The 19,226-nt window shown below is 61.1% G+C and carries 20 protein-coding genes; 17 read left to right on the top strand and 3 right to left on the bottom strand.

From position 1 onward, the window contains the following. Positions 1–415 precede the first annotated feature (415 nt). From BMZ91_RS11815 to BMZ91_RS11755, 13 genes are read left to right on the top strand one after another with little or no spacing between them, the layout of a single operon-like run. Complete coding sequence (locus BMZ91_RS11815; protein WP_425441570.1) at positions 416–991, top strand: SCO family protein; 576 nt, start codon at positions 416–418, stop codon at positions 989–991. Positions 992–996: 5 nt separating this feature from the next. After that, positions 997–1,419 (top strand): disulfide bond formation protein B, encoded by a 423-nt coding sequence (locus BMZ91_RS11810; protein WP_092838922.1) that lies wholly within the window; start codon positions 997–999, stop codon positions 1,417–1,419. After that, the gene (locus BMZ91_RS11805; protein WP_092838919.1) at positions 1,416–2,075 is read left to right on the top strand and encodes a DsbA family protein; all 660 of its coding nucleotides are present in this window, start codon (positions 1,416–1,418) and stop codon (positions 2,073–2,075) included. Before BMZ91_RS11810 ends, BMZ91_RS11805 begins: the two co-directional genes overlap by 4 nt. Positions 2,076–2,103: 28 nt before the next feature. After that, positions 2,104–2,571 carry a copper chaperone PCu(A)C gene (locus tag BMZ91_RS11800; RefSeq protein ID WP_092838916.1) on the top strand — a complete coding sequence of 156 codons (468 nt, stop codon included), beginning with the start codon at positions 2,104–2,106 and terminating at the stop codon, positions 2,569–2,571. After that, a complete protein-coding gene (locus BMZ91_RS11795) occupies positions 2,571–3,197 on the top strand; it encodes an SCO family protein (RefSeq protein ID WP_092838913.1) in 627 nt (208 codons plus the stop codon). The genes BMZ91_RS11800 and BMZ91_RS11795 overlap by 1 nt, the downstream gene beginning before the upstream one ends. Next, the gene (locus tag BMZ91_RS11790) at positions 3,194–4,567 is read left to right on the top strand and encodes a M23 family metallopeptidase (protein WP_092838910.1); all 1,374 of its coding nucleotides are present in this window, start codon (positions 3,194–3,196) and stop codon (positions 4,565–4,567) included. Before BMZ91_RS11795 ends, BMZ91_RS11790 begins: the two co-directional genes overlap by 4 nt. Before the next feature lie 3 nt (positions 4,568–4,570). Beyond that, positions 4,571–5,029 carry a DUF411 domain-containing protein gene (locus BMZ91_RS11785; protein WP_092838907.1) on the top strand — a complete coding sequence of 153 codons (459 nt, stop codon included), beginning with the start codon at positions 4,571–4,573 and terminating at the stop codon, positions 5,027–5,029. Between the two features lie 22 nt (positions 5,030–5,051). Further along, positions 5,052–5,837 (top strand): ZIP family metal transporter, encoded by a 786-nt coding sequence (locus BMZ91_RS11780; RefSeq protein ID WP_092838904.1) that lies wholly within the window; start codon positions 5,052–5,054, stop codon positions 5,835–5,837. Then, positions 5,818–6,312 carry a signal peptidase II gene (gene lspA, locus BMZ91_RS11775; protein WP_408630827.1) on the top strand — a complete coding sequence of 165 codons (495 nt, stop codon included), beginning with the start codon at positions 5,818–5,820 and terminating at the stop codon, positions 6,310–6,312. Before BMZ91_RS11780 ends, lspA begins: the two co-directional genes overlap by 20 nt. A 17-nt stretch (positions 6,313–6,329) precedes the next feature. Beyond that, positions 6,330–7,880 (top strand): apolipoprotein N-acyltransferase, encoded by a 1,551-nt coding sequence (gene lnt, locus BMZ91_RS11770; RefSeq protein ID WP_425441569.1) that lies wholly within the window; start codon positions 6,330–6,332, stop codon positions 7,878–7,880. Further along, positions 7,874–8,047: a hypothetical protein gene (locus tag BMZ91_RS21460; protein ID WP_177193852.1), complete on the top strand. Its 174-nt coding sequence runs from the start codon at positions 7,874–7,876 to the stop codon at positions 8,045–8,047. The genes lnt and BMZ91_RS21460 overlap by 7 nt, the downstream gene beginning before the upstream one ends. Before the next feature lie 24 nt (positions 8,048–8,071). Continuing rightward, a complete protein-coding gene (locus BMZ91_RS11760; RefSeq protein ID WP_092838898.1) occupies positions 8,072–10,006 on the top strand; it encodes a penicillin acylase family protein in 1,935 nt (644 codons plus the stop codon). After that, complete coding sequence (locus BMZ91_RS11755; RefSeq protein ID WP_092838895.1) at positions 10,003–10,998, top strand: cytochrome c oxidase assembly protein; 996 nt, start codon at positions 10,003–10,005, stop codon at positions 10,996–10,998. The genes BMZ91_RS11760 and BMZ91_RS11755 overlap by 4 nt, the downstream gene beginning before the upstream one ends. A gap of 247 nt (positions 10,999–11,245) precedes the next feature. On the opposite strand, the gene mntR is transcribed toward BMZ91_RS11755, so the two are convergent. Beyond that, the gene (mntR, locus tag BMZ91_RS11750; protein ID WP_088652220.1) at positions 11,246–11,716 is read right to left on the bottom strand and encodes a manganese-binding transcriptional regulator MntR; all 471 of its coding nucleotides are present in this window, start codon (positions 11,714–11,716) and stop codon (positions 11,246–11,248) included. A gap of 94 nt (positions 11,717–11,810) precedes the next feature. Between mntR and BMZ91_RS11745 the strand changes: the two genes are divergently transcribed. The 4 genes from BMZ91_RS11745 to phnE are packed head-to-tail and all read left to right on the top strand — an operon-like array spanning position 11,811 to position 16,103. Continuing rightward, on the top strand, positions 11,811–13,691 hold the full coding sequence (locus BMZ91_RS11745; RefSeq protein ID WP_088652260.1) for a cytochrome c peroxidase: 1,881 nt from the start codon (positions 11,811–11,813) through the stop codon (positions 13,689–13,691). Then, complete coding sequence (locus BMZ91_RS11740) at positions 13,691–14,566, top strand: phosphate/phosphite/phosphonate ABC transporter substrate-binding protein (protein ID WP_088652219.1); 876 nt, start codon at positions 13,691–13,693, stop codon at positions 14,564–14,566. Before BMZ91_RS11745 ends, BMZ91_RS11740 begins: the two co-directional genes overlap by 1 nt. Beyond that, positions 14,563–15,345 (top strand): phosphonate ABC transporter ATP-binding protein, encoded by a 783-nt coding sequence (locus tag BMZ91_RS11735; protein ID WP_088652218.1) that lies wholly within the window; start codon positions 14,563–14,565, stop codon positions 15,343–15,345. Before BMZ91_RS11740 ends, BMZ91_RS11735 begins: the two co-directional genes overlap by 4 nt. Beyond that, on the top strand, positions 15,345–16,103 hold the full coding sequence (gene phnE, locus BMZ91_RS11730; RefSeq protein ID WP_088652217.1) for a phosphonate ABC transporter, permease protein PhnE: 759 nt from the start codon (positions 15,345–15,347) through the stop codon (positions 16,101–16,103). Before BMZ91_RS11735 ends, phnE begins: the two co-directional genes overlap by 1 nt. Positions 16,104–16,106: 3 nt before the next feature. On the opposite strand, the gene BMZ91_RS11725 is transcribed toward phnE, so the two are convergent. Then, positions 16,107–16,583 (bottom strand): L,D-transpeptidase family protein, encoded by a 477-nt coding sequence (locus BMZ91_RS11725; RefSeq protein ID WP_088652216.1) that lies wholly within the window; start codon positions 16,581–16,583, stop codon positions 16,107–16,109. 100 nt (positions 16,584–16,683) lie between these two features. Then, positions 16,684–19,080, bottom strand: a complete 2,397-nt coding sequence (locus BMZ91_RS11720) for a heavy metal translocating P-type ATPase (RefSeq protein ID WP_456298935.1) — start codon at positions 19,078–19,080, stop codon at positions 16,684–16,686. Between the last annotated feature and the right edge of the window lie 146 nt (positions 19,081–19,226).

Raw genomic sequence — 19,226 nt, 5'->3', positions numbered from 1 at the left:
TTGCATGCCGTGAGCAGGACCCCATCAATGATTCGCAACATTTCTAGCTCCTACAGTAGCTGTAGGTTCAAGCATTATTTTGAACTGATAACTTTGAAAATGACCCATGCTTGCAGTGCATCTGATTGGCAGCTTAATGTCTGCGGGACCGTTTTCCTCAAGCATCTGACTTAGTGGAATCTGCTCGGATCTTCCCTTGATGGCCACCCTTAGAGTCGGACGAAATAGGGAAAAACTGAGTGTTGGCAGGTTTTGAAGCGCTGAATAGTGAACATTGACTTCACAGGTGCGTGACGCGCTGTCGCAGATGCAGAATCATGCTTGAACCTACAGTAGCTAGAGGATGTAAACACACACAAAACATAGAATCAATTTCGGGCGGAGCGGCGTGAGGCTTTCAGGTCTTCAAAAGGTATTGTGGGTGTTTGCGGGCGTGGCAGCGTTCGCTTTCATCTGGCTGTTGCTATGGTCCGACTACCGTGCCGACCTTGCCCGAGCCGAAGATGAACCACCGCTCTTCGCTGATTTCGAACTGACCGATCATCGCGGCATGATCCAAACGGAGGAAGATTTCAAAGGTCGCTGGATGTTGGTCTTCTTCGGCTTCACCAATTGCCCCGACGTATGTCCGACAACACTGTCCGAAGTCGCGGCCGTGATGGAGGGCTTGGGCGACGAGGCGGCAAAGGTCCAGCCGATTTTCATAACGATTGATCCGGAGCGGGATACGCCGATGGCACTTGCCGAGTATGTGCCCCTGTTCGACGCAGGGATCATCGGGCTGACCGGCACGCCGGAGCAGATCGCCGCAACATCCGAGACCTTCCCAATTTTCTTTGAGCGGATCGAGGAGGCCACTGCGCCGGATGGATACACGATGGGTCACACGTCGCATCTTTTCCTTTTCGATACGCAGGCAGGCTTCGCGGACTCTTGGCCCTATGGCACGCCCGCCGAAGAGATCCTCGCCGATCTGAGAGAGAGGATCTGATCGTTATGACCCGACTTTCTGGAGAAACTGCACTTGGCCTGGCGTGGGGCGTTGCGCTTATCGCATCGCTTGCCGTGCTCTTCATTGGCGAGGTTCTTGGTCAAACGCCTTGCGTTCTTTGCTGGTTCCAGCGCGCCTTCATGTTCCCCCTGGCTATCGTTCTTGGGCTCGGGCTGTGGTGGCAGGATCCCCGCGTGGGGCGCTATGGCGTTGCGCTGGCGCTTGGGGGGGCGGCAGTGGCGTTGTATCACATCGGCCTCTATGTCGGGGTGATCCCCGAGGCGATCCAGCCCTGCACGGCGACCGGCCCCTCTTGTACCGACGACAACCAGGTGATCTTCGGCATTCCGATTCCGCTGATGGCGCTTGTCGCCTTCACGATGATCGGGATGCTGTCAGCCCTTTCACTGAAGGAAAAACAAACATGAATCGACGCGGCCTTATTCTATCCGTTCTGGCTGTTGGTGCCGCAGGTTTTGGCGGCGCTGCCTGGTATGCCACCCGCCCCCAACCCATGGCAGAGGCAGTCCCTGTCGCGCCGGAAGTGAACGATGTGCTGATCCGGCCTTATTCCCCGATCCTCGGCCCCGAAACGGCACCTGTCACGATTGTCGAGTTTTTCGATCCAGCTTGCGAGGCCTGCCGCGCCTTCTATCCCGTGGTCAAAGAGGTCATGGCTGAGCACGGTGATGCGGTCCGTGTCGTCATTCGATATACCGCGTTTCACGGGGACGCGTCGGTAGAAGCGATCCGTGTTCTCGAAGCTGCGCGGATGCAGGATGTGTTCGAACCCGTGCTAGAAGCGGTCCTGCGCGAGCAGCCCCGATGGGCGTCCCATGGCACTCCGGCACCGGGTTTGATCCTTGAGATTGCCGCAAGCGGTGGTCTGGATGTCGAAGCTGCCCGGACACAGATGCTGTCCCCCGGTGTCGTGGCGGTACTCAATCAGGACCGCGCTGATGTCGAAGCGGTTGGCGTACGACAAACGCCCACGTTCTTCGTCAACGCCAAGCCATTAGACCCGTTCGGTGAGGCCGAACTGCGGCGACTAGTGGCGGCGGAAGTTGCGGCCAGCCAAAGTTGACGCTCGGCCAGATACAGGAGAATTCATCATGAAAAAGCTACCTTACATCAATGGTTTGACCCTTGTCTTACTGCTCTCGGGCATGTCGATTCCAGCATTTGCCGGTTCGGAGGATGTGGTCGTCGAAAACGCGTGGTCCCGTGCTTCAATCGGCGTCAACCGACCGGGCGCTGCCTATTTGACCGTGCGAAACACGGGTAACGAAGCGGTCACGCTGACCGGGCTTACAACACCACTGGCCGTGATGCCCCAGATCCATGAGACGAAAACCAACGCCGACGGCGTCAGTTCTATGGCGCCTGTTGGCGAGATGACGATAGACGCAGGGGAAAGCGTGGCATTGGAACCGGGCGGACTGCACGCCATGCTCATGAAGCTGCAAAACCCGATGATCGAAGGCGAGACCTTCCCGCTGACGCTGACCTTCTCGGACGGTGGCGAAGTGACTGTCGAGGTCCCGATCCTGGGCATTGCCGCGCGCGGGCCGGAGGGCTGATGCAGCGTCGGCATGTGGTCCAATACGGTGCAGCCGGTGCAGGCGCACTCGCTCTGATGCTCGGCGTCGGCTGGTGGCGCGTGGACGGTCCCGGTGCACCAAAACCGGCCGGCCAAAGGCCTCTCCCCCTGTCGGCGATGGATTTCCGACTGACCGATCACGAAGGCAATGAAGTGGGCCCGGAAACCCTGATCGGACGCCCGACCATGGTGTTTTTCGGGTTCACCTACTGCCCGGATGTCTGCCCCACGACGTTATCGGATATCTCAGGTTGGCTTGAAGATCTCGGGGACGAAGCCGCGCGGATGAACGTGGTCTTCATCACAGTCGATCCGGAGCGGGACACGGTCGAGGCCATGGCCGAATATGTCGGCTATTTTCATCCGGCTATTCGCGGCTGGACTGGGCCGGCAAACCAGGTTGCCCGCGCTGCAGAAGGATTTCGTGCCTCGTATGAGCGCGTCCCGACCGAAGGCGGCGACTATACAATGAACCATACGGCAAGTGTATTCCTGTTCGATGCCAAGGGTGAACTCGTCACCATGATTGACTATCACGAGCCAAGAGAATTCGCAGTGCCGAAGATCCGGCGTGCACTGACAGAAGTCGTAGAGGGGGCAACATGAAGATTAGAATTGTTTTGGCGAGCGCTGTGGTCGCAGGCGCTTTTTCGCTGACCGCCATCGCCATTTCTGGCGTTCTTTCTAAAGAGCCAGTGCCTCCTGCGATTGCTGAAGCGACCCTCTGGACTCCCGATCCGCTCTCGATGCCTCAGATCGCCGACTACGATGTGACACCGCCCGCTGCATTTCACGCCGACAATGCTAGCCCAATGCGACCTCTGCCGCTCTTGCAATCTGTCTTCGCAGAAACCGCATTGCCCGAGATTGAACCGCCTTTGATCACCTGGTCGCGTGAGATCGCGTCGGGCGAGACGCTGGATGCGGTCCTGGCGAACGCGGGTATCGCTGCGCCTGCGCGTGCCGAAATCGCGCTCGCGCTTGGTGCAGAATATGACCTGCGCCGATTGCGCCCGGGCCATGAGATCACTGTGATCTCAAAGGTGGACGGAAATCCGAGCCGCGTGGAACTGGCAGTTGACGATGGGGTGCGGATCGAAACGGTCTTTGGTCAAGAACTTGTCACACGCGTGTTGGAGCCAGACCCTGAAATGGTGACGTTCGCGGGCGAGGCAGTGATCGAAAGCTCTGTCTTCGCGGCTTTGGACAAGGCGGGCATCCCTGCTCGTTTTGCGGTCGACATGGCGCAGATGCTGGGCGGCACAGTAGATTTTCGACGCGAACTTTCCGGTGGCGAGACGATGCGTATTCTTTGGCGCGAAGCCCGCGACGGAAACGAGAGGATCGGTCAGCCCGAACTTGCCTTTGCCACACTGGACCTTGGTGAAACGGTCTACGAGATGGTCTGGCCGGATGACGGCAGCGGTAAAGCGACGATTTATGTCGATGGAGAGGTCCTGCGTGTCTTTGCCCAACCGGTGGAAGGAGCGCGACTGAGTTCCGTCTTTGGCCGGCGCACACACCCGGTCTATGGGAATGTGCGCATGCACACCGGCGTCGACTTTGCTGCGGCCCGCGGTACGCCTGTAAAAGCGACAGCGCCCGGACGCGTGAGCTTCATCGGACGTCGTGGTGGATATGGCCGGGTGGTGGAGATAGCGCATGGCTCCGACACCCTGACACGATACGCACATCTCAGCGAGGTGCCGGACACACTCGAACAAGGGCAGCGCGTGATGGCCGGAGACATGATCGGTCGCGTCGGTGCAACCGGCACCGCGACCGGCCCAAATCTGCATTATGAGGTTCTGGTCGATGGTCGCCCGACGGATCCTCTCTCAGACGACCGACTGGCAGAGGCGGCCGAGCGGGATGCGGATGACACGGCTGCACTTGAGCGATTGGCTGAGGCACGCACGCTACTGGCCGAGAGACTCACCAGCGAATTTGTGCAAACAACAACCGAAAGGCTTTAATACATGAAACGACTGGCTCCCGCCCTTGCAGTCACGCTGGCTTTGTTCCCCGCGGCGCAAGCTGTCGCCGATGCGATCCAGATTGATGTCCGGAAGACAAACGGCTGCGGCTGTTGTCTGTCCTGGATGAAGCACCTCGAGGAAAGCGGATTCGCGCCGACAGGCGAGGACATGTTCGGGGGTTCTCTTGTGCGCTTCAAACTCGACAATGGCGTGCCTCAGCGCATGGTCTCCTGCCATACGGCTTTGGTCGACGGCTACGTGATCGAAGGACATGTACCGGCATCAGACATTCAGCGTTTGTTGGATGAGCGTCTAGATGCAGTGGGGTTGGCGGTGCCCGGAATGCCCTATGGATCGCCGGGCATGGGACCGGAAGACGATCGTGAGGCTTATGAGGTCTTCCTGATCCGCGGCGATGGATCGACCGAGATCTTTAGCAGTTATTCGGCCGCTGACTGACGTATCGGCGAGACCTCAGCGCTTGGAACCCTTCTCCCCAATTACCCTTGGCTTTCTTGGAAGCCTGGCCGCCGGATCGCTGACAGCGGTCGGGGCGATCCCCGTTCTTTTCGGGCGCATCCCGTCCCGGTCCACACGCGATCTCTTGCTCGGCTTCGCGGCTGGTGTGATGCTCGCGGCCTCGTTCTTCTCGCTGATAATCCCGGCCCTCGACGCGGCCGAAGGGCAGTTCGAGAATGCTGCCGCCCCCGCAGCCATTGTTTGCCTTGCGATCCTGCTCGGTATGGGCGCGGTTGCTTTGATGAACGAAAAGCTACCGCACGAGCATTTCAAGTCCGGACGCGAGGGCCCTGATGCAGACTCTCTGCGTCGCGTCTGGCTCTTCATCATCGCGATCACGATCCACAATTTCCCCGAAGGGCTTGCCGTTGGTGTCGGGTTCGGGGCTGATGGATTCTCGGGCGGGTTGCCACTTGCGATCGGTATCGGACTGCAAAACGCTCCCGAGGGTCTCGCCGTAGCGGTTTCATTGCTTGGTGAGGGATATTCCAAGAGCCGTGCGTGGGGGATTGCCGCACTGACAGGTCTTGTCGAGCCGGTAGGCGGGCTTCTTGGGGCTGGGATCATCAGCATCTCGGAGCCGCTGTTGCCATGGGGCCTCGCCTTCGCCGCCGGGGCGATGCTCTACGTCATCAGCCACGAAATCATTCCCGAAACCCACCGTTCCGGCCATCAAAACAGGGCGACACTCGGTCTCGCGGTCGGCCTCGTGATCATGTTGTTCCTCGATGTATGGCTGGGAGGATGAGATGAAACAGTCCCATTTCCAAGGTTTCATTGCGGCTGGAACTGCTTTTCTTGTCGACCAGGTGACAAAAGCAATTGTCGTCGCCAATGCGGCAGATTTGAGCGCCGGAATTCCGGTCTTTCCCGGTTTCAATCTCATCTACCTGCGCAACGATGGCGTGACATTCGGACTACTTAGTGGAGCGCCATGGTGGAGCCTTACAGTGTTGGCCCTCGCTGTCTGTGGCTGGTTGACGGTCATGTTGGTGCGCACTGCCAGCCCGGTTGAGGCTATCGCCTATGGTGCGATTATCGGTGGCGCGCTCGGCAACGTCCTCGACCGCATCCGGTTTCGGGGTGTGACGGACTTCCTCGATTTCTACGCCGGATCCACGCATTGGCCCGCCTTCAACATGGCGGATGTTTTCGTGGTCGGCGGGGTGGGCCTACTGCTCATAGCTCCTTGGTTGAGCGCCAAGTTTCAGAATGGCACATGATGACGGGTTTGGCGCATATGTCTGTCTGGGGCCATTACATTCCTCTGCGTTCCGGAATTAGTTTTGTGGCGGGCGGTTTGACGGTTTTAGCCCTTCCGCCGTTCTCATGGCTCATCGCCGTTCCGGTTGCCTTCTCGGCGCTCTTTCTCATACTCCGACAGGTTTCCACAGCGCACGCTTTCTTCATCGGCTGGGTCTTCGGAATTGGCCAGTTCGGGTTCGGAATCTCTTGGATCGCCGAGAGTTTTTACGTCGATGCCGAACGTTTCGCCGCGCTGGCGATCCCGGCCGTCGCGGGGTTGTCAGCGGGCCTAGCCATTTTCCCGGCCATGGCTGCGGCGCTCTATGCCGTCATCGCGCAGCGCAGACCCCTCGGGGGCATTGCCGCAAGTCTGCTTCTCGCAACCTGCTGGGTGGCGACGGAATGGTTGCGAGGTCATGTCCTGACAGGTTTTCCGTGGAACCTGGCCGCTTATGCTCTGGTCGATCACGCCGCGCTGCGACAGCCGGCAGCCTGGGTCGGAAGCTACGGGTTGAGCTTTCTCACCGTCCTTGTCGGCGTCATGCCGGGAGCTGCGTATTCCGCCGTGCCACGTCAACGGTCAGCCGTTCTCGTGTTGTGCGCGATGGCCATCATAGGACTCTGGGGTGCCGGTACGTTCCGCCTTGGATCAGAGGCGCCCTTGCCTCGCGTCGACCTGCGCATCGTGCAAGGCAACGTGCCGCAACGGGAGAAATGGGCGCCCGGAAACCGGGACGCGACCCTTGAGCTCTACCTCGACCTCTCATCTCGTCCCGGCAACGTCGATCTTCTGCTTTGGCCGGAGACGGCCTTTCCCGGTTTTCTCGACGAGGACGCGGCAGCCCATGCCCGGATCACCGGTTCTCTGCCCGAAGGTACGCTGCTTCTGACGGGAGTGCCCGATCGAGTGGAGAGCGATGCGGGTACTCGCTATTTCAATACGGTCCAGGCCTATGACAGCAGCGGGGAAATACTGACCGGGTATGCAAAGCATCATCTCGTGCCGTTCGGGGAATACGTTCCCTTCCGGGGCTGGCTGCCTTTCGCACGGTTGACCGAGGGATTGGGCGATTTCACGCCCGGACCGGGACCACGCACGCTCGCGCTCCCGGGTGCGCCGCTGGTCGCGGTCGCGATCTGCTACGAGATAATCTTTCCGGGCCACGTAGTCGATGATCTTTTCCGCCCCGACTGGATATTCAACGCCACCAACGATGCCTGGTTCGGAACCAGCATCGGGCCCGAGCAGCACCTCGCGGCCGCGCGCATGCGCGCGGTCGAAGAAGGTCTTCCCGTGGTCCGCGCGGCCAACACCGGGATATCCGCGATCATCGACGCCAATGGAGATGTCGTCGCGCGTCTCGATACCGGGGAAACAGGCGTCATTGACGCCAGCCTGCCCGGCGCGCGTGCTCCCACGCCCTACGCACGTTTCGGCGATTGGACATTGCTGGTGCTCATCGGTGCGGCCTGGACCCTGGTCTATGCCGTCGGCTTGGCCGGACGACGGCCCAATGCGGAGAACTCAAGAATGGAGGAATGGTGATGCTGGTACTCGCGGGTTTTGTCGGAGGTGCGATCTGGGGTGGCTATCTGGCGCGGCGGCGGAAAGGAAACCGCCTGGATATGCTTCAATATGCGACAAGCTTCGGCATTGCCTTCGGCCTCCTCGCCTTTTTCGCCTCGGTGATCCTCTTGCGCATCACGTCCTGAAAATGCTTCAGCATCGGCACCGAATTGAAACGACTGTTCAACATATTGCTTTACACTTTCCTGGCGGCCTGCGCAGCGGGATTGGCCGTTTCCGGTACCGCCTACTTTCTGCTGCGTGCCTCCGTTCCCGACTATGACGAGGACTTCAGCGTTGCAGGCATAGATAGCCCGATCGATATCCTGCGGGATTCTTCAGCCTTACCGCACATCACGGCGGGGTCCGCCGAGGATGTCTATTTCGCCATCGGCTTCGTTCACGCGCAAGACAGGCTCGGTCAGTTGTTGAGGGCAAGGCGTGCAACGAAAGACTTGTTGCCACTGGAGCCGACGAGCGAAATTGACTCTTCGACATCCGATGCGCTCGAAGCATACGCCGCCGGTGTCAACGCGTGGCTTGGGCTGGTTTCCGAAGGCAGGCGTGGCAGGGGCTCACCCGAACTGTTGATCGCTGACGAGAGAATGATAGCGGCCTGGAGACCTGTCGATAGCCTCAGAATAGCCCATGCATTTTTGAGCGATCTTCGACCCAAGAGCCGGCAAGAATTGTCAGTCTCGTCAGATTTGCAGGTCCCGTCAGATCGCCCCGTCACACCCGAGTTGTTTGCGACCCCGCCCGAAGTCAGCCTCAATGCTTGGGCGCTGTCCGGCGACCGAACGGCCACAGGGGCACCAATTCTCGCCGCGGACATCGTTGGCCCTTTGTCGCTCCCCTCTGAATGGTACCTGGCGGATCTTCAACTTCCGACAGGGGCCGCGATTGGCGCCACATTGCCGGGCGTGCCGTTCGTTGTCATCGGCCGCAACGAGCGCGTCGCATGGGCGTTTCGATCAACTCCCCAAAAAGCAGTCAGAGAGCCAGAAGCTCCTACAGGCAGGGGTGCTGGCGAATATCTGATGATGCTTGACCGTCTCGCGAGGTCCACCGATGCGAACAACGCCCTTAGCGGAACCTCCGAAATGTTATCGGCCGGAATGGAGGTTCTAGCGATCGACCGTGAAACCTTGGCCCGCTGGCCCGAAAGGGAGATCGAGCGCCCTGCATCGTTTCGAGACGCCCGTTTGGCTGTGCTTGATGATCGACAGCTGATATTCTCGGTCGAGGGCGCGATTGCGGTTCAACGCGACACTGTCAGCGCAGCCGCACGCGCCCTTCTTCCTCTGATGGCAAAAGAGCTTTGGTTCGTGAGGTCCGCAAGCGGCATCGAAGAGACCCGCACTGAAAGGCTTCGCAACGAAATACTGGACAAGCTTGCGCAATGGAATGGCGACATGGATCGCTATTCACAGGAGCCGCTCGTATTCTGGGCATGGGTCAGTGCTTTGCAACGACGCATTCTTCAGGACGAATTTCCGGCGGCGAACGCGTTTTGGACCAGACCGAATCCAGATTTCCTTTACGCGGTCCTTTCCGGTCGCAGCGGGAGCGCTGTCTGGTGCGACATCCGCCCTTCCGCACGCATGGAAACCTGCGAAGATCAGGTTCGAGCGGCTCTGGATGATGCCCTCGACTGGCTGGTCGACCGCTACGGATCCGATCCCTCCGACTGGTCCTGGGGTGAGGCGCATACTTTGAACATGCAGTGGTCGCCGATCAGACCGGGCGGGATGGTGAGCGACTTGTTGTCTCTCGAAGCACCAACGCCGGGCGATCCCTTTACTCTGATGTCGACAGTATTTGCATCGGACGATGCTCGGCCATTTGTCTCCAACGCGGGCACCAACTTTCAGGCGGTCATGTCGCTTTCGGACGAAAGCGGTTCCTATTTCATCACGCCCGCCGGTCAGTCCGGGCACCCTCTCTCAAAGTTCTACGAAAACCTCTTTCCGAAGTGGATGCAGGGTGAATACATAATGATGAGCACGGATCTGTCCTTGGCCCGCGGTGGCGCCGCAGGAACATCTCGACTGTCACCCAAATCAGAGGACAGCTCGAGTACGATAGAGGATAGGAGCCAATGATCACGTATCTCATCCACTACGATCCGTTTGGCTATGCGATTTCACCGGTGTCGTTTGTTTCCGTCGGATTGGCCGCATGGGTCTACATGCGCGGCCTCGCGCGATCCTCTCGCATTCTCGGAAGGATTACTGTCTGGCGACAGGTTCAGTTCTTCACCGGCATTGCCTGCCTCCTCGTCGCCACGAACGCGCCCCTGGCCCCGTTGGGACACAGTCTCTTCTCCCTGCACCAAGTGGAGCATCTTCTTCTCCGCCTTGCCGGACCGCTGCTTTTCGCGGTGTCCCAACCATGGCGCATACTGCAAGCTGGTCTGGCAAGAGAATGGCGACGGCACCTCAATGCGCTTGGCAATCGTGGCATCGTGCGGTTCATGGCGCATCCCGCGATGGCCACTGCCTTGCTTGTTGCCGCGCTATACGTTTGGCAGGTTCCTGTCCTTTACGGACTGGCGCAGCGCGTTCCGGCGATCGAGATGCTCGCGCACCTGTCGATGGTGCTGGCAGGGATCTGGTATTTCGGCATGCTGCTCAACCCCAAGGATCCGCCTGATGGTGCACGGCGAGGGGCGCGGCTGATATCCGGTTTTGTAGTAATCGTTTCGAATATTTTTCTGGGCGCCCTCGTGACGCTAAAAGAGGTGGGTCTCTATGCGTCCTACCAAACGGCAAGGAACAGTAGCGGACTTAGCGCCTTGGCTGACGAGACAATCGGTGGCTACACAATCTGGGTCCCGTCCTCGATGGTTTTGATTGCGGCAATTATCCTTGTGCTGAATGGCTGGAACGCGGCGGAAGTGCGCCGATGGAACACCCGATACGAGTTGATGCGGGGTTCGAATGTGGCGGCGCTCGAGTTTCCGGAAACCGCCGCGGAGTTGCGTCTGAAAGTGGAAAAGCCAAATCGCGACATGGGCCGAACACTCGCTCTGGGCGCATTCGCCATGTTCTCGATTGTCATGATCACGCTCGTGACGATCGTCTACGCGCTCTGAACGATCGACAAAAATTCAGGGTAGCGCCCACGGCATGTCCCAACGACCGGAAACTTCGGCCAACAGTCAGTCTTAAGGAGAGGATTAGGTACGCACCACCTCCGGCTTACCTGGGTACGAAAGACCCAATCGGCTTTTAGCGCCAGAGTTCGGAGTCAGCATACAAGCCTCGTCCCGGACTTTGACCGCTGGCCTCGCTTCCCTGGTCGTCGTGACCTCATCACTATCGCGAGAGCCCGCTGAGTCGCTATTCATGCTTCCAGGATTGCTTCAGCGCTTGTCCGAAAGCCACCAGCGTTGTTTCGCTGACGTGGTGCTCGATCCCTTCCGCATCGCGTTCCGCGGTTTCTTCGTCGATCCCGAGGCTGCAAAGAAACGCAACGACGATCCGGTGGCGCTGTCGACAGGCCTCCGCCAGCTCCTGGCCAGAATCGGTGAGGAATATCGCGCGGTATGGCTCCCTCCGAACAAGGCCAGCGGCCTTGAGCCGCGAAATGTTCTTCGTCACGGTTGGCGGTTTCACGCCAAGTCGTTCTGCAATCTCGACCGGTCTGGCCTCTCCGCGCGTCTCGATGAGTTCCGCGATCAACTCGACGTAGTCCTCCGCCATTTCGCTCTCATGCGCCTGACGCACGGTCGCAAACCCCTCGGCCTGTGCTTCGGGAGCCCTGTCGACAGTTTCAAACGGTTCACGCCCATGTGATTGCAGCTTTGTCATACTTGGGACTTTGCAGCGAAACAGCGGGATTGACAACTTGTTTGCTGAGGGTAGATAAGTTAGCCATGTCTAACTTTTGTCTCTGGAGGTTATGGTGATACGAAATTTCCTGGGAGTGTTGCTCGCCACGTTAGCCAGTGTGCTCGTCCTGTCCGGACCTGCGGCCGCAACACCTGCTAAGGAGACCCCCTGGCTTCCCGAGGCGGCGGCCTACAGGCTGACGCTCTTTCTTGGAAATCTCGAGCCTCTGCCCTGGGATGATATTGAGACCGCCTGGACGGACCCCTACCGGGGTTCGGAATTCTCCATCGGTGCCCTGACGTGGCTGGATCGCGAAAGCGACATCGACGCTGCCCAGCTTCTGAACGCGATCACGCATGAAGACCGGCAGGCGGCCTTTGTCGAGGCGACGCGGCTGATCGCGCTCAGGATCGAAGAGGAACTGGACCGTGTTATCGCTGCCGAAGACCCGGCGCGTGCGCAGCAGGCCGTGCGGACAGCTAGGGAACTTTATCGCGCGTTTGCGGACGGTATCGCCACCGCCGAGTCTGATGTCGCGCGGCAGATCGGCCTTGCCTGGCTGGAGTTGAACAGCAGTACGGGTTCCGTCGGGGTCCTGGGCGCAGGTGCCACAAGCGCGGATCGCGACACGATGGTGGCCGCGCGCAGGGTCATCTCCGACTACCTCGCGCAGAACTATCTCATTGACGATTTTGCTCCGCGTCAGACGCTGAGCGCCTTGCCGGAAACTGCGATACTCAGCGGTCGCGCCATTGAGGTACCGCCAAGCCTGCCACCGGGCTCCGACATCTTCGATCAGGATCCGCTGCCGCGTCTCGTTCTCAATTTCGAGGAACAGGGCATCGACGAGACCGACCTGCCGCTCGTGGCCTACGGCGACATGCTGTTCGACAGCGCGCAAATCTTCGGCAGCCCGGCGCGCGATCTCGGTCTCGCCTGCTCGACCTGTCACAATCGCTCGGACGTCAACCAACGGCTGTTCATTCCGGGTGCCAGCCACCAGCCGGGCGCGATCGACGTCGACGGCGCCTTTTTCAACCCGATATTCAACGACCGGCGTGACGACCCGCTCGACATTCCAAGCCTTCGCGGCTTGCGTTTCACCGGCCCCTACGGTCGCGACGGTCGTTTTGCCTCCCTGCGCGACTTCACCCGCAACGTTGTCGTCAACGAGTTCGGCGGCGCGGAGCCGACGCCTTTCATGATGGACGCGCTGGTCGCCTACATGCTCGAGTTCGACTTCCTACCCAACTCCATGCTGACACCGGACGGCCAACTGACCGAGTCGGCCCCAGAGGCCGCGCAACGCGGCGAAGCGATCTTCAACACGCCCTTCGCGGGACTCGGCGACCGCTCCTGTGCCAGTTGCCATATGCCGGACGCCAACTTCCTGGACCGACAGGCGCACGACATCGGCTCCGTCGCGCCGGCCTATGAAGGCGCCCGTGCCGGTGCGCTGGACACCCCCACCCTGCTCGGCACCGCCTATACCGCGCCCTATTTCCATGACGGATCGCTGCCGACCCTGGCGGCTGTCGTAGACTGGTTCGACGAGACGAAGACGCTCGGGCTGACCGAAGCGGAACGAACTGATCTGACCGCCTATCTGCAGACCGTGGGCGCGGCGGACGAGCCCTATGAAGCTTTCGATGCCGAGAACACCGCCTTCCGACTGGCATTCGCCGAACTGACGACCTTCGCCTCGACAATCGACACGCTGCTGCCGCGGCGGGACGCGGAGCATATCCTGCTGCTGACCGACACCGTGGCCGCCGACCTTGCAGCTGACGCCAGTACCATGTCGAACCTTGCTGCGCGTCCCGAGGTCTACGCGTTGGCCGGGCGGTTGGCCGATGTCGGCGCCGCCGTGCGTGACGGCGACTGGGCAGCCGCCGAAGCAAGCTGGAGCGCGTTCCAGACCGAGGCCGATACAGTCGAAGCGAGGGCCTTTTGATGGCGATGCACGTGAACCGCAGAACGGCCCTGCTTCTGGCCAGCGCGAGCGCTATGTCTCTGGCGACCCCGCTCGCCGCGCAGGACGTTAGGTTGCGGCTAGCCTTCATCCCGCAAGAGAACCCGGAAAAGCTGCTGGGCGATATCGAGGCCATCACCGGCTGGCTGGCCAGTGAGGTCGGCGTCCCCGTCGAAGGGTTCGTCACCATCGACCACGCCGCCGCGGTCGAGGCACTGAGAAACGGCGATGCAGATATTTCCTTCATGGGCGCCCTGCCCTTCGTTCTGGCCGAGGCCGAGATCGGTGCCGTGCCGCTTCTGTCCGAGGTCTACCGCGACGCGCCGAGTTACACGGGCCGCATCTTCGTGCGCCGCGACAGCGGCATCGGCTCGCTCGCCGACCTGCGCGGGCGTAACATTGCCTTCGCTGATCCAATCTCGGAATCGGGCTATCTCTATCCGCTCGCCGAATTCGTTAAGGCCGGGCTGATCGAAGGCCCCACCGCGGCGGATGCGTTCTTCGGCCGCGTCTTCTTCGCGGGCGGCTACCAGCAGGCGATGCAAGCGATGGCCGAGGGTCTGGTCGATGCCGCAGGCGCTAGCCAATACGCCGATCTGCTTCTGACGCCGCGGCAGCAGGCAGAAGTAACCTGGATCGTGGAAAGCGAGCCAATCCCGAGTCACCTCGTGATCGCACGCCCGGGGCTCGACGCCGGCCTTCAGAACCGGTTCATCGACGCGATGCTGCGGCTCAACGCACCAGAGAACCGCAAAAAGCTGCGCTATCTCTACGGCCCGGACGGCTATGTCAGGTCCGACTCCGCCGCCTACGACGGCGTGCGCGACATGGCGCGCCGATACGGGCTGTTGGAATGAGCATTGCCGCCCAAATCGACGACCTGAGCTTTACCCATCCGGGAACGGACCTCCCGGCGCTGGAACGGGTTTCGCTTACGATTCCGGCGGGTGAAAGCGTCGCTTTGCTGGGCCCATCCGGGGCAGGGAAAACGACCCTGCTGGCACTGCTCGACGGCCGGCTCCGGGGCTGGAGCGGGCGGGTATCGGTTCTGGGGGCACCGCTCGATCCCGACCAGCCGCCGCCGCGTGTGCGCCGTCCGGATACCGGTTTCGTGTTTCAGGAGTTTGCGTTGGTCGAACGCTCCACGGTTCTGCGCAACGTCCTCAATGGTCGCCTGGGACGCATGCCCCCCCTACGGGCCCTGCTGGGATCACCAACCGCGCATGATCTGGAGATTGTGCGCGCAGCCCTTGCCGATTGCGGCATTGGTGATCTCGCAGGGCGCCGGGTCGACAGTCTCAGCGGCGGTCAGCGGCAGCGTGTGGCCATCGCGCGCTGTCTGGCCCAGGAACCGCGTCTGATCCTCGCCGATGAGCCGGTGAGCAGTCTCGACCCCGCCCGCGCCGGCGAGATCCTGTCGCTGCTGACCGGCGCGGCGCGGGCGCGCGGAGCGACGGCGCTGTTTTCCTCGCACCAGCCAGACCTGGCGCGGCGTTTCGCGCAGCGTATCATCGGCATTCGCGGCGGGCGGATCGTCTTTGACGTGCCGACCCCCGAGTTGAACGAGGCTGCAACAGCGGATCTCTACAGGGAGATAGAACCAATGCCCGGTACCGGCCTCCGGGCGGTATCCTGATGCGGTTTCGCGAATTCGGCGGGTTCGCGACCAGCGCCCTGATCGCCGGCGCGATCCTGTGGTCCTTCGCCACGGCCGACGTCGAGTTGACGCGTCTCATGTCCGCCGGTCCGCGGATCGCAGATTTTCTCGGTCGGATGTTTCCGCCTGACCCGACGGTGATGGCTGAGATCAAGAAGGGCAGCGCGGAAACGCTGAGGATCGCGATCCTCGGCACTCTCGGCGCGGTGATCCTGTCAATCCCACTCGGCATTCTGGCGTCCGAGACGATGGTAGCGCGTGCAGTTTTTCGGCCGGTTCGAACGCTGCTTGCTTTCATCAGGGCGATTCCGCTGATCCTGGTGGCCATGCTTATGGTCGGCGCTGTCGGGCTCGGGCCGCTGCCCGGCATCATCGCGGTCGCGTTTCATGCGACGGGGATGCTCGCCAAATTCTATGCCGAGGCGATCGACGGCGTTTCCCGCGCGCCCATCGCTGCGCTGGAAAGCGCGGGCGCCGGGCCGCTCGTGCGGCTCAGACATGCGATCTGGCCGCAGATGGCGCCGGTCGTCGCCCGCGACACAATCTTCCGGTTCGAACTGAACCTGCGAGAGTCGCTGATCCTCGGGATTGTCGGCGCGGGCGGGATCGGCTTTTACATCCAGACCTACGTGCGCTCTTTCCAGTATGACAAGGCGGCCAGCGTCACGGTTGCCGTCGTCGTCATGGTCATCGCCATTGAGGCGATCAACGTCGCGATGCGGCGCCGCTTCACCTGATCCTTAGGCGTAAATGTCGATCGGCGTCCCGTCCCTGACCATGGCATAGATTTCCTCGATCTGGCGGTCAGTGACGGCGATGCAGCCTGCCGTCCAGTCGCGGACATTTATTGGGTCGATCCCCTTGCGCGGTCCGCCGTGGATGAAAATGTCGCCACCGGGCGACTTTCCTTCAGCCTGCGCCAAAGCTATGTCTGCGGCGTTGGGATATGAGATGCCGATGGAGAGGTGAAAAAGGCTGTCCGGGTTGCGCCGGTCAATCACGTAGGAGCCCTCCGGCGTACGGCCATCCCCCTCGAACTGCTTGTGACCTTCGGGCGCGAAGCCTAATCCGATGGGATAGGTCCGCAAGACGTCATCCGTTCCGTCCAGAACCAGAGACCGCTGTGCCTTATACATGCGCAGCCGGGTCACCTCGGGTCCGTTGTACGACCGGAACTTGCTGGCACAGCCTGATAGAAAGGCGACCAATCCGCCCATCAGAAAGGCACGCCGTGGAAATTTGATGTTTGTCACTGCTCGACGCCCCTTTTTGCGAGGTCTGCTTGATAACAGACGTTACTCTACCGAAGACGTCGGATCAATGACCGTGCGCCAGTGCTCCCTTCGCTATCTGCTCGCCCACCAGCTCACCGCCCGAAGGCCCGTCCTTGATCCGATGGCCGTTCAAAAGCCGCAGCGCATTGGCGACCACCAACAGGGATACGCCCACATCCGCTGCGATGGCGCCCCACATCGAGGCCATGCCAAATGCGGTCAGCCCGACGAACAGCGCCTTGGTCGCCAGCGATATGCCGATATTCTGGTGGATGATTGTCATTGTCCGGCGAGAGTGTGCAATCAGCCACGGCACCCGAGCCAGATCGTCGGTCATGAGCGCGATATCTGCCGTCTCGATCGCCGCGTCTGATCCGACAGCCCCCATGGCAATGGCATAATGCGCGCGCGCCATGGCTGGTGCATCGTTGACGCCGTCACCGATCATTGCCACCATGTCGTGGTTCGCGACCAGTTCCTCGATGGCCGTGACCTTGTCTTCTGGCAAGAGTTCGGCGCGCACCTCGTCAATGCCGACCTCGGCCGCCACGGCACGCGCGGTGCGTTCGTTGTCGCCTGTCAGCATCACAATCGTTTTCACTCCCTGCGCGTGCAGCCGCGCAACGATTCCCTTGGCATCGGGGCGGATGCGGTCGCGAAGTTCTAGTACGCCGGTCACGCCGGTCTCGTCACCCACGGCAACGAGGGTGTTCCCTGCCCCTTCGATCCGCTCCCGCAGATCCGACGGAATGGAATTGCCGAAACCTTTCTCCTCGGCGAACCGATCCGAACCGAGCCAGATCGCGCGCACGTCGGCGCGTCCTTCCAGCCCGCGCCCCGGCACGGTGCGCGTGTCCTCCGCGGCAGATACGTCGATGCCATCCGTTTCGGCACGCGCGAGGATGGCACGCGCCAGCGGGTGCGAGGATCTTGCCTCCAGGCCTGCCGCCAGCGTCATGAGGTCACGCGCGGAGGCGTCGCCCAGCGGATGCACCGCCGCCACTTCGGGTTCGCCCATGGTGATCGTCCCGGTCTTGTCCATCGCCAGCGCCGTGGTGCGCCCGGGTGCTTCGACATAGGCGCCGCCCTTGATCAGCACCCCCGCCCGCGCTGAGGCGGTGAGCGCCGCGACGATGGAAACCGGTGTCGAGATGACAAGGGCACAGGGGCAGGCGATGACCAGAAGCACCAGCGCATTGTAGAACCAGTAGTCCCAAGCGCCGCCAAGCAGGAGTGGCGGCACCAGTGCGATGGTGATCGCCAGAGCCATCACGATGGGTGTGTAGATGCGCGCGAACTTGGCCACCCACTGCTCGACTGGCGCTCGGCGGGCATGGGCATCGCCCACCATTCGAATGATCTTTGCGAGCACCGTGTCCGACGCGGGTTTGGTCGCCCGCACCGTCAGCGTGCCCTCGCCGTTGATCGTGCCAGCATAGACCTCATCGCCGCGTTCCTTTGGCACCAGCGCGCTTTCGCCGGTAATAGGGGCCTGATCGACGGCCCCTGCCCCGTCCACGACTTCACCGTCGAGGGGGATGCGGTCGCCGCCGCGCACGATAAACCTTGCATTGACTGCCACGGCAGCGGCCGGTACGTCGGCTTCCGACCCGTCGTCATAAAGCACTCGCGCCGTGGGCGGTGCGAGATCCAGCAGCGCGGAAACCGCATTGCGCGCCCGCCCCACGCTCCAGCTCTCCAGAAAAAGCGAAAGCGAGAAGAAGAAGGCGACCGTCGCCGCTTCGAAAAACTCACCGAGGCCGATGGCGCCCGCGACGGCCACCACCATGAGCAAGTTCATGTCGGGGCTAAGCCTTCGCGCCGAAGACCAAGCCTTGGGCGCGACAAGCCAGACGCCAAAAAGAATTGCGACGGCGAAGAGCCCTGCTTCCGCCATAGGCATCGGCACCTCGCCATGCCCCGCAAAGAGCCCGAGCGCGCCGCCCATGCCGGTCTCGACAATGTGGAAAAGGAATCCCGCTGCCCAGAAGCCGCCGCTCAACAAGGTAAAGCGCTTCTGACGTGCCAGATGCGCCGCCTGGTCCTCTGCTGCGTTGTCGGCATCCCATGGCTTCGCGCTCATGCCGGTCGTCGCGACCACCTGCGTGACTTCGTCGTCTGATATCCTCTCGGCGCTGTCGAGGATGGTCATTCGCCCGTTGATCACGTCGAATGCCAGGTGTTCGGTTCCGCCCACTTTCGGCCCGACAACCCGGTTCAGGATCGCCACCTCTTCGGCGCAATCCAGGCCGGAGACTTGGAAGTGTCGTGCGTTCGACGGGATGGGTTGTGCCGGTCTCGTGTTGGCTCCAGCACCGCAGCACGCAGCACCTTCTCCATTAGAGTGGGAAACTCCGCTCGCATGTTTGTGATCATCACCATGATCGTGACTGCAGTCAGAGCTGTGCTTGTGGTCGTGGCGTTGGCCATTGGAAGACATGGGATTGACCTCGGGATTCGTTCATTCCACATTGACATAGCCCCTACAGTAACTAGAGCTTCAAGAGCTAAAACCAAAACTTGGTCAAATAAGGACACCGACCTGCGGAACCTTGAAACGCGCCGCTAAGTCTGAAGACGCGGCTG

It is taken from the genome of Roseovarius lutimaris, assembly GCF_900115165.1.
GTDB lineage: Bacteria > Pseudomonadota > Alphaproteobacteria > Rhodobacterales > Rhodobacteraceae > Roseovarius > Roseovarius lutimaris.
This window is presented reverse-complemented; position numbering and strand designations above follow the sequence as displayed.

Excerpts from the sequence above, each read along its gene's own strand:
- lnt (WP_425441569.1), top strand. The coding sequence starts at position 6,330 with ATGTCTGTCTGGGGCCATTACATTCCTCTGCGTTCCGGAATTAGTTTT.
- BMZ91_RS11740 (WP_088652219.1), top strand. The coding sequence starts at position 13,691 with ATGGCGATGCACGTGAACCGCAGAACGGCCCTGCTTCTGGCCAGCGCG.
- mntR (WP_088652220.1), bottom strand. The coding sequence starts at position 11,716 with ATGACAAAGCTGCAATCACATGGGCGTGAACCGTTTGAAACTGTCGAC.
- BMZ91_RS11720 (WP_456298935.1), bottom strand. The coding sequence starts at position 19,080 with ATGTCTTCCAATGGCCAACGCCACGACCACAAGCACAGCTCTGACTGC.
- BMZ91_RS11810 (WP_092838922.1), top strand. The coding sequence starts at position 997 with ATGACCCGACTTTCTGGAGAAACTGCACTTGGCCTGGCGTGGGGCGTT.
- BMZ91_RS11755 (WP_092838895.1), top strand. The coding sequence starts at position 10,003 with ATGATCACGTATCTCATCCACTACGATCCGTTTGGCTATGCGATTTCA.
- lspA (WP_408630827.1), top strand. The coding sequence starts at position 5,818 with ATGTATGGCTGGGAGGATGAGATGAAACAGTCCCATTTCCAAGGTTTC.
- BMZ91_RS11800 (WP_092838916.1), top strand. The coding sequence starts at position 2,104 with ATGAAAAAGCTACCTTACATCAATGGTTTGACCCTTGTCTTACTGCTC.
- phnE (WP_088652217.1), top strand. The coding sequence starts at position 15,345 with ATGCGGTTTCGCGAATTCGGCGGGTTCGCGACCAGCGCCCTGATCGCC.
- BMZ91_RS11795 (WP_092838913.1), top strand. The coding sequence starts at position 2,571 with ATGCAGCGTCGGCATGTGGTCCAATACGGTGCAGCCGGTGCAGGCGCA.
- BMZ91_RS11735 (WP_088652218.1), top strand. The coding sequence starts at position 14,563 with ATGAGCATTGCCGCCCAAATCGACGACCTGAGCTTTACCCATCCGGGA.
- BMZ91_RS11790 (WP_092838910.1), top strand. The coding sequence starts at position 3,194 with ATGAAGATTAGAATTGTTTTGGCGAGCGCTGTGGTCGCAGGCGCTTTT.
- BMZ91_RS21460 (WP_177193852.1), top strand. The coding sequence starts at position 7,874 with ATGGTGATGCTGGTACTCGCGGGTTTTGTCGGAGGTGCGATCTGGGGT.
- BMZ91_RS11725 (WP_088652216.1), bottom strand. The coding sequence starts at position 16,583 with ATGGGCGGATTGGTCGCCTTTCTATCAGGCTGTGCCAGCAAGTTCCGG.
- BMZ91_RS11785 (WP_092838907.1), top strand. The coding sequence starts at position 4,571 with ATGAAACGACTGGCTCCCGCCCTTGCAGTCACGCTGGCTTTGTTCCCC.
- BMZ91_RS11805 (WP_092838919.1), top strand. The coding sequence starts at position 1,416 with ATGAATCGACGCGGCCTTATTCTATCCGTTCTGGCTGTTGGTGCCGCA.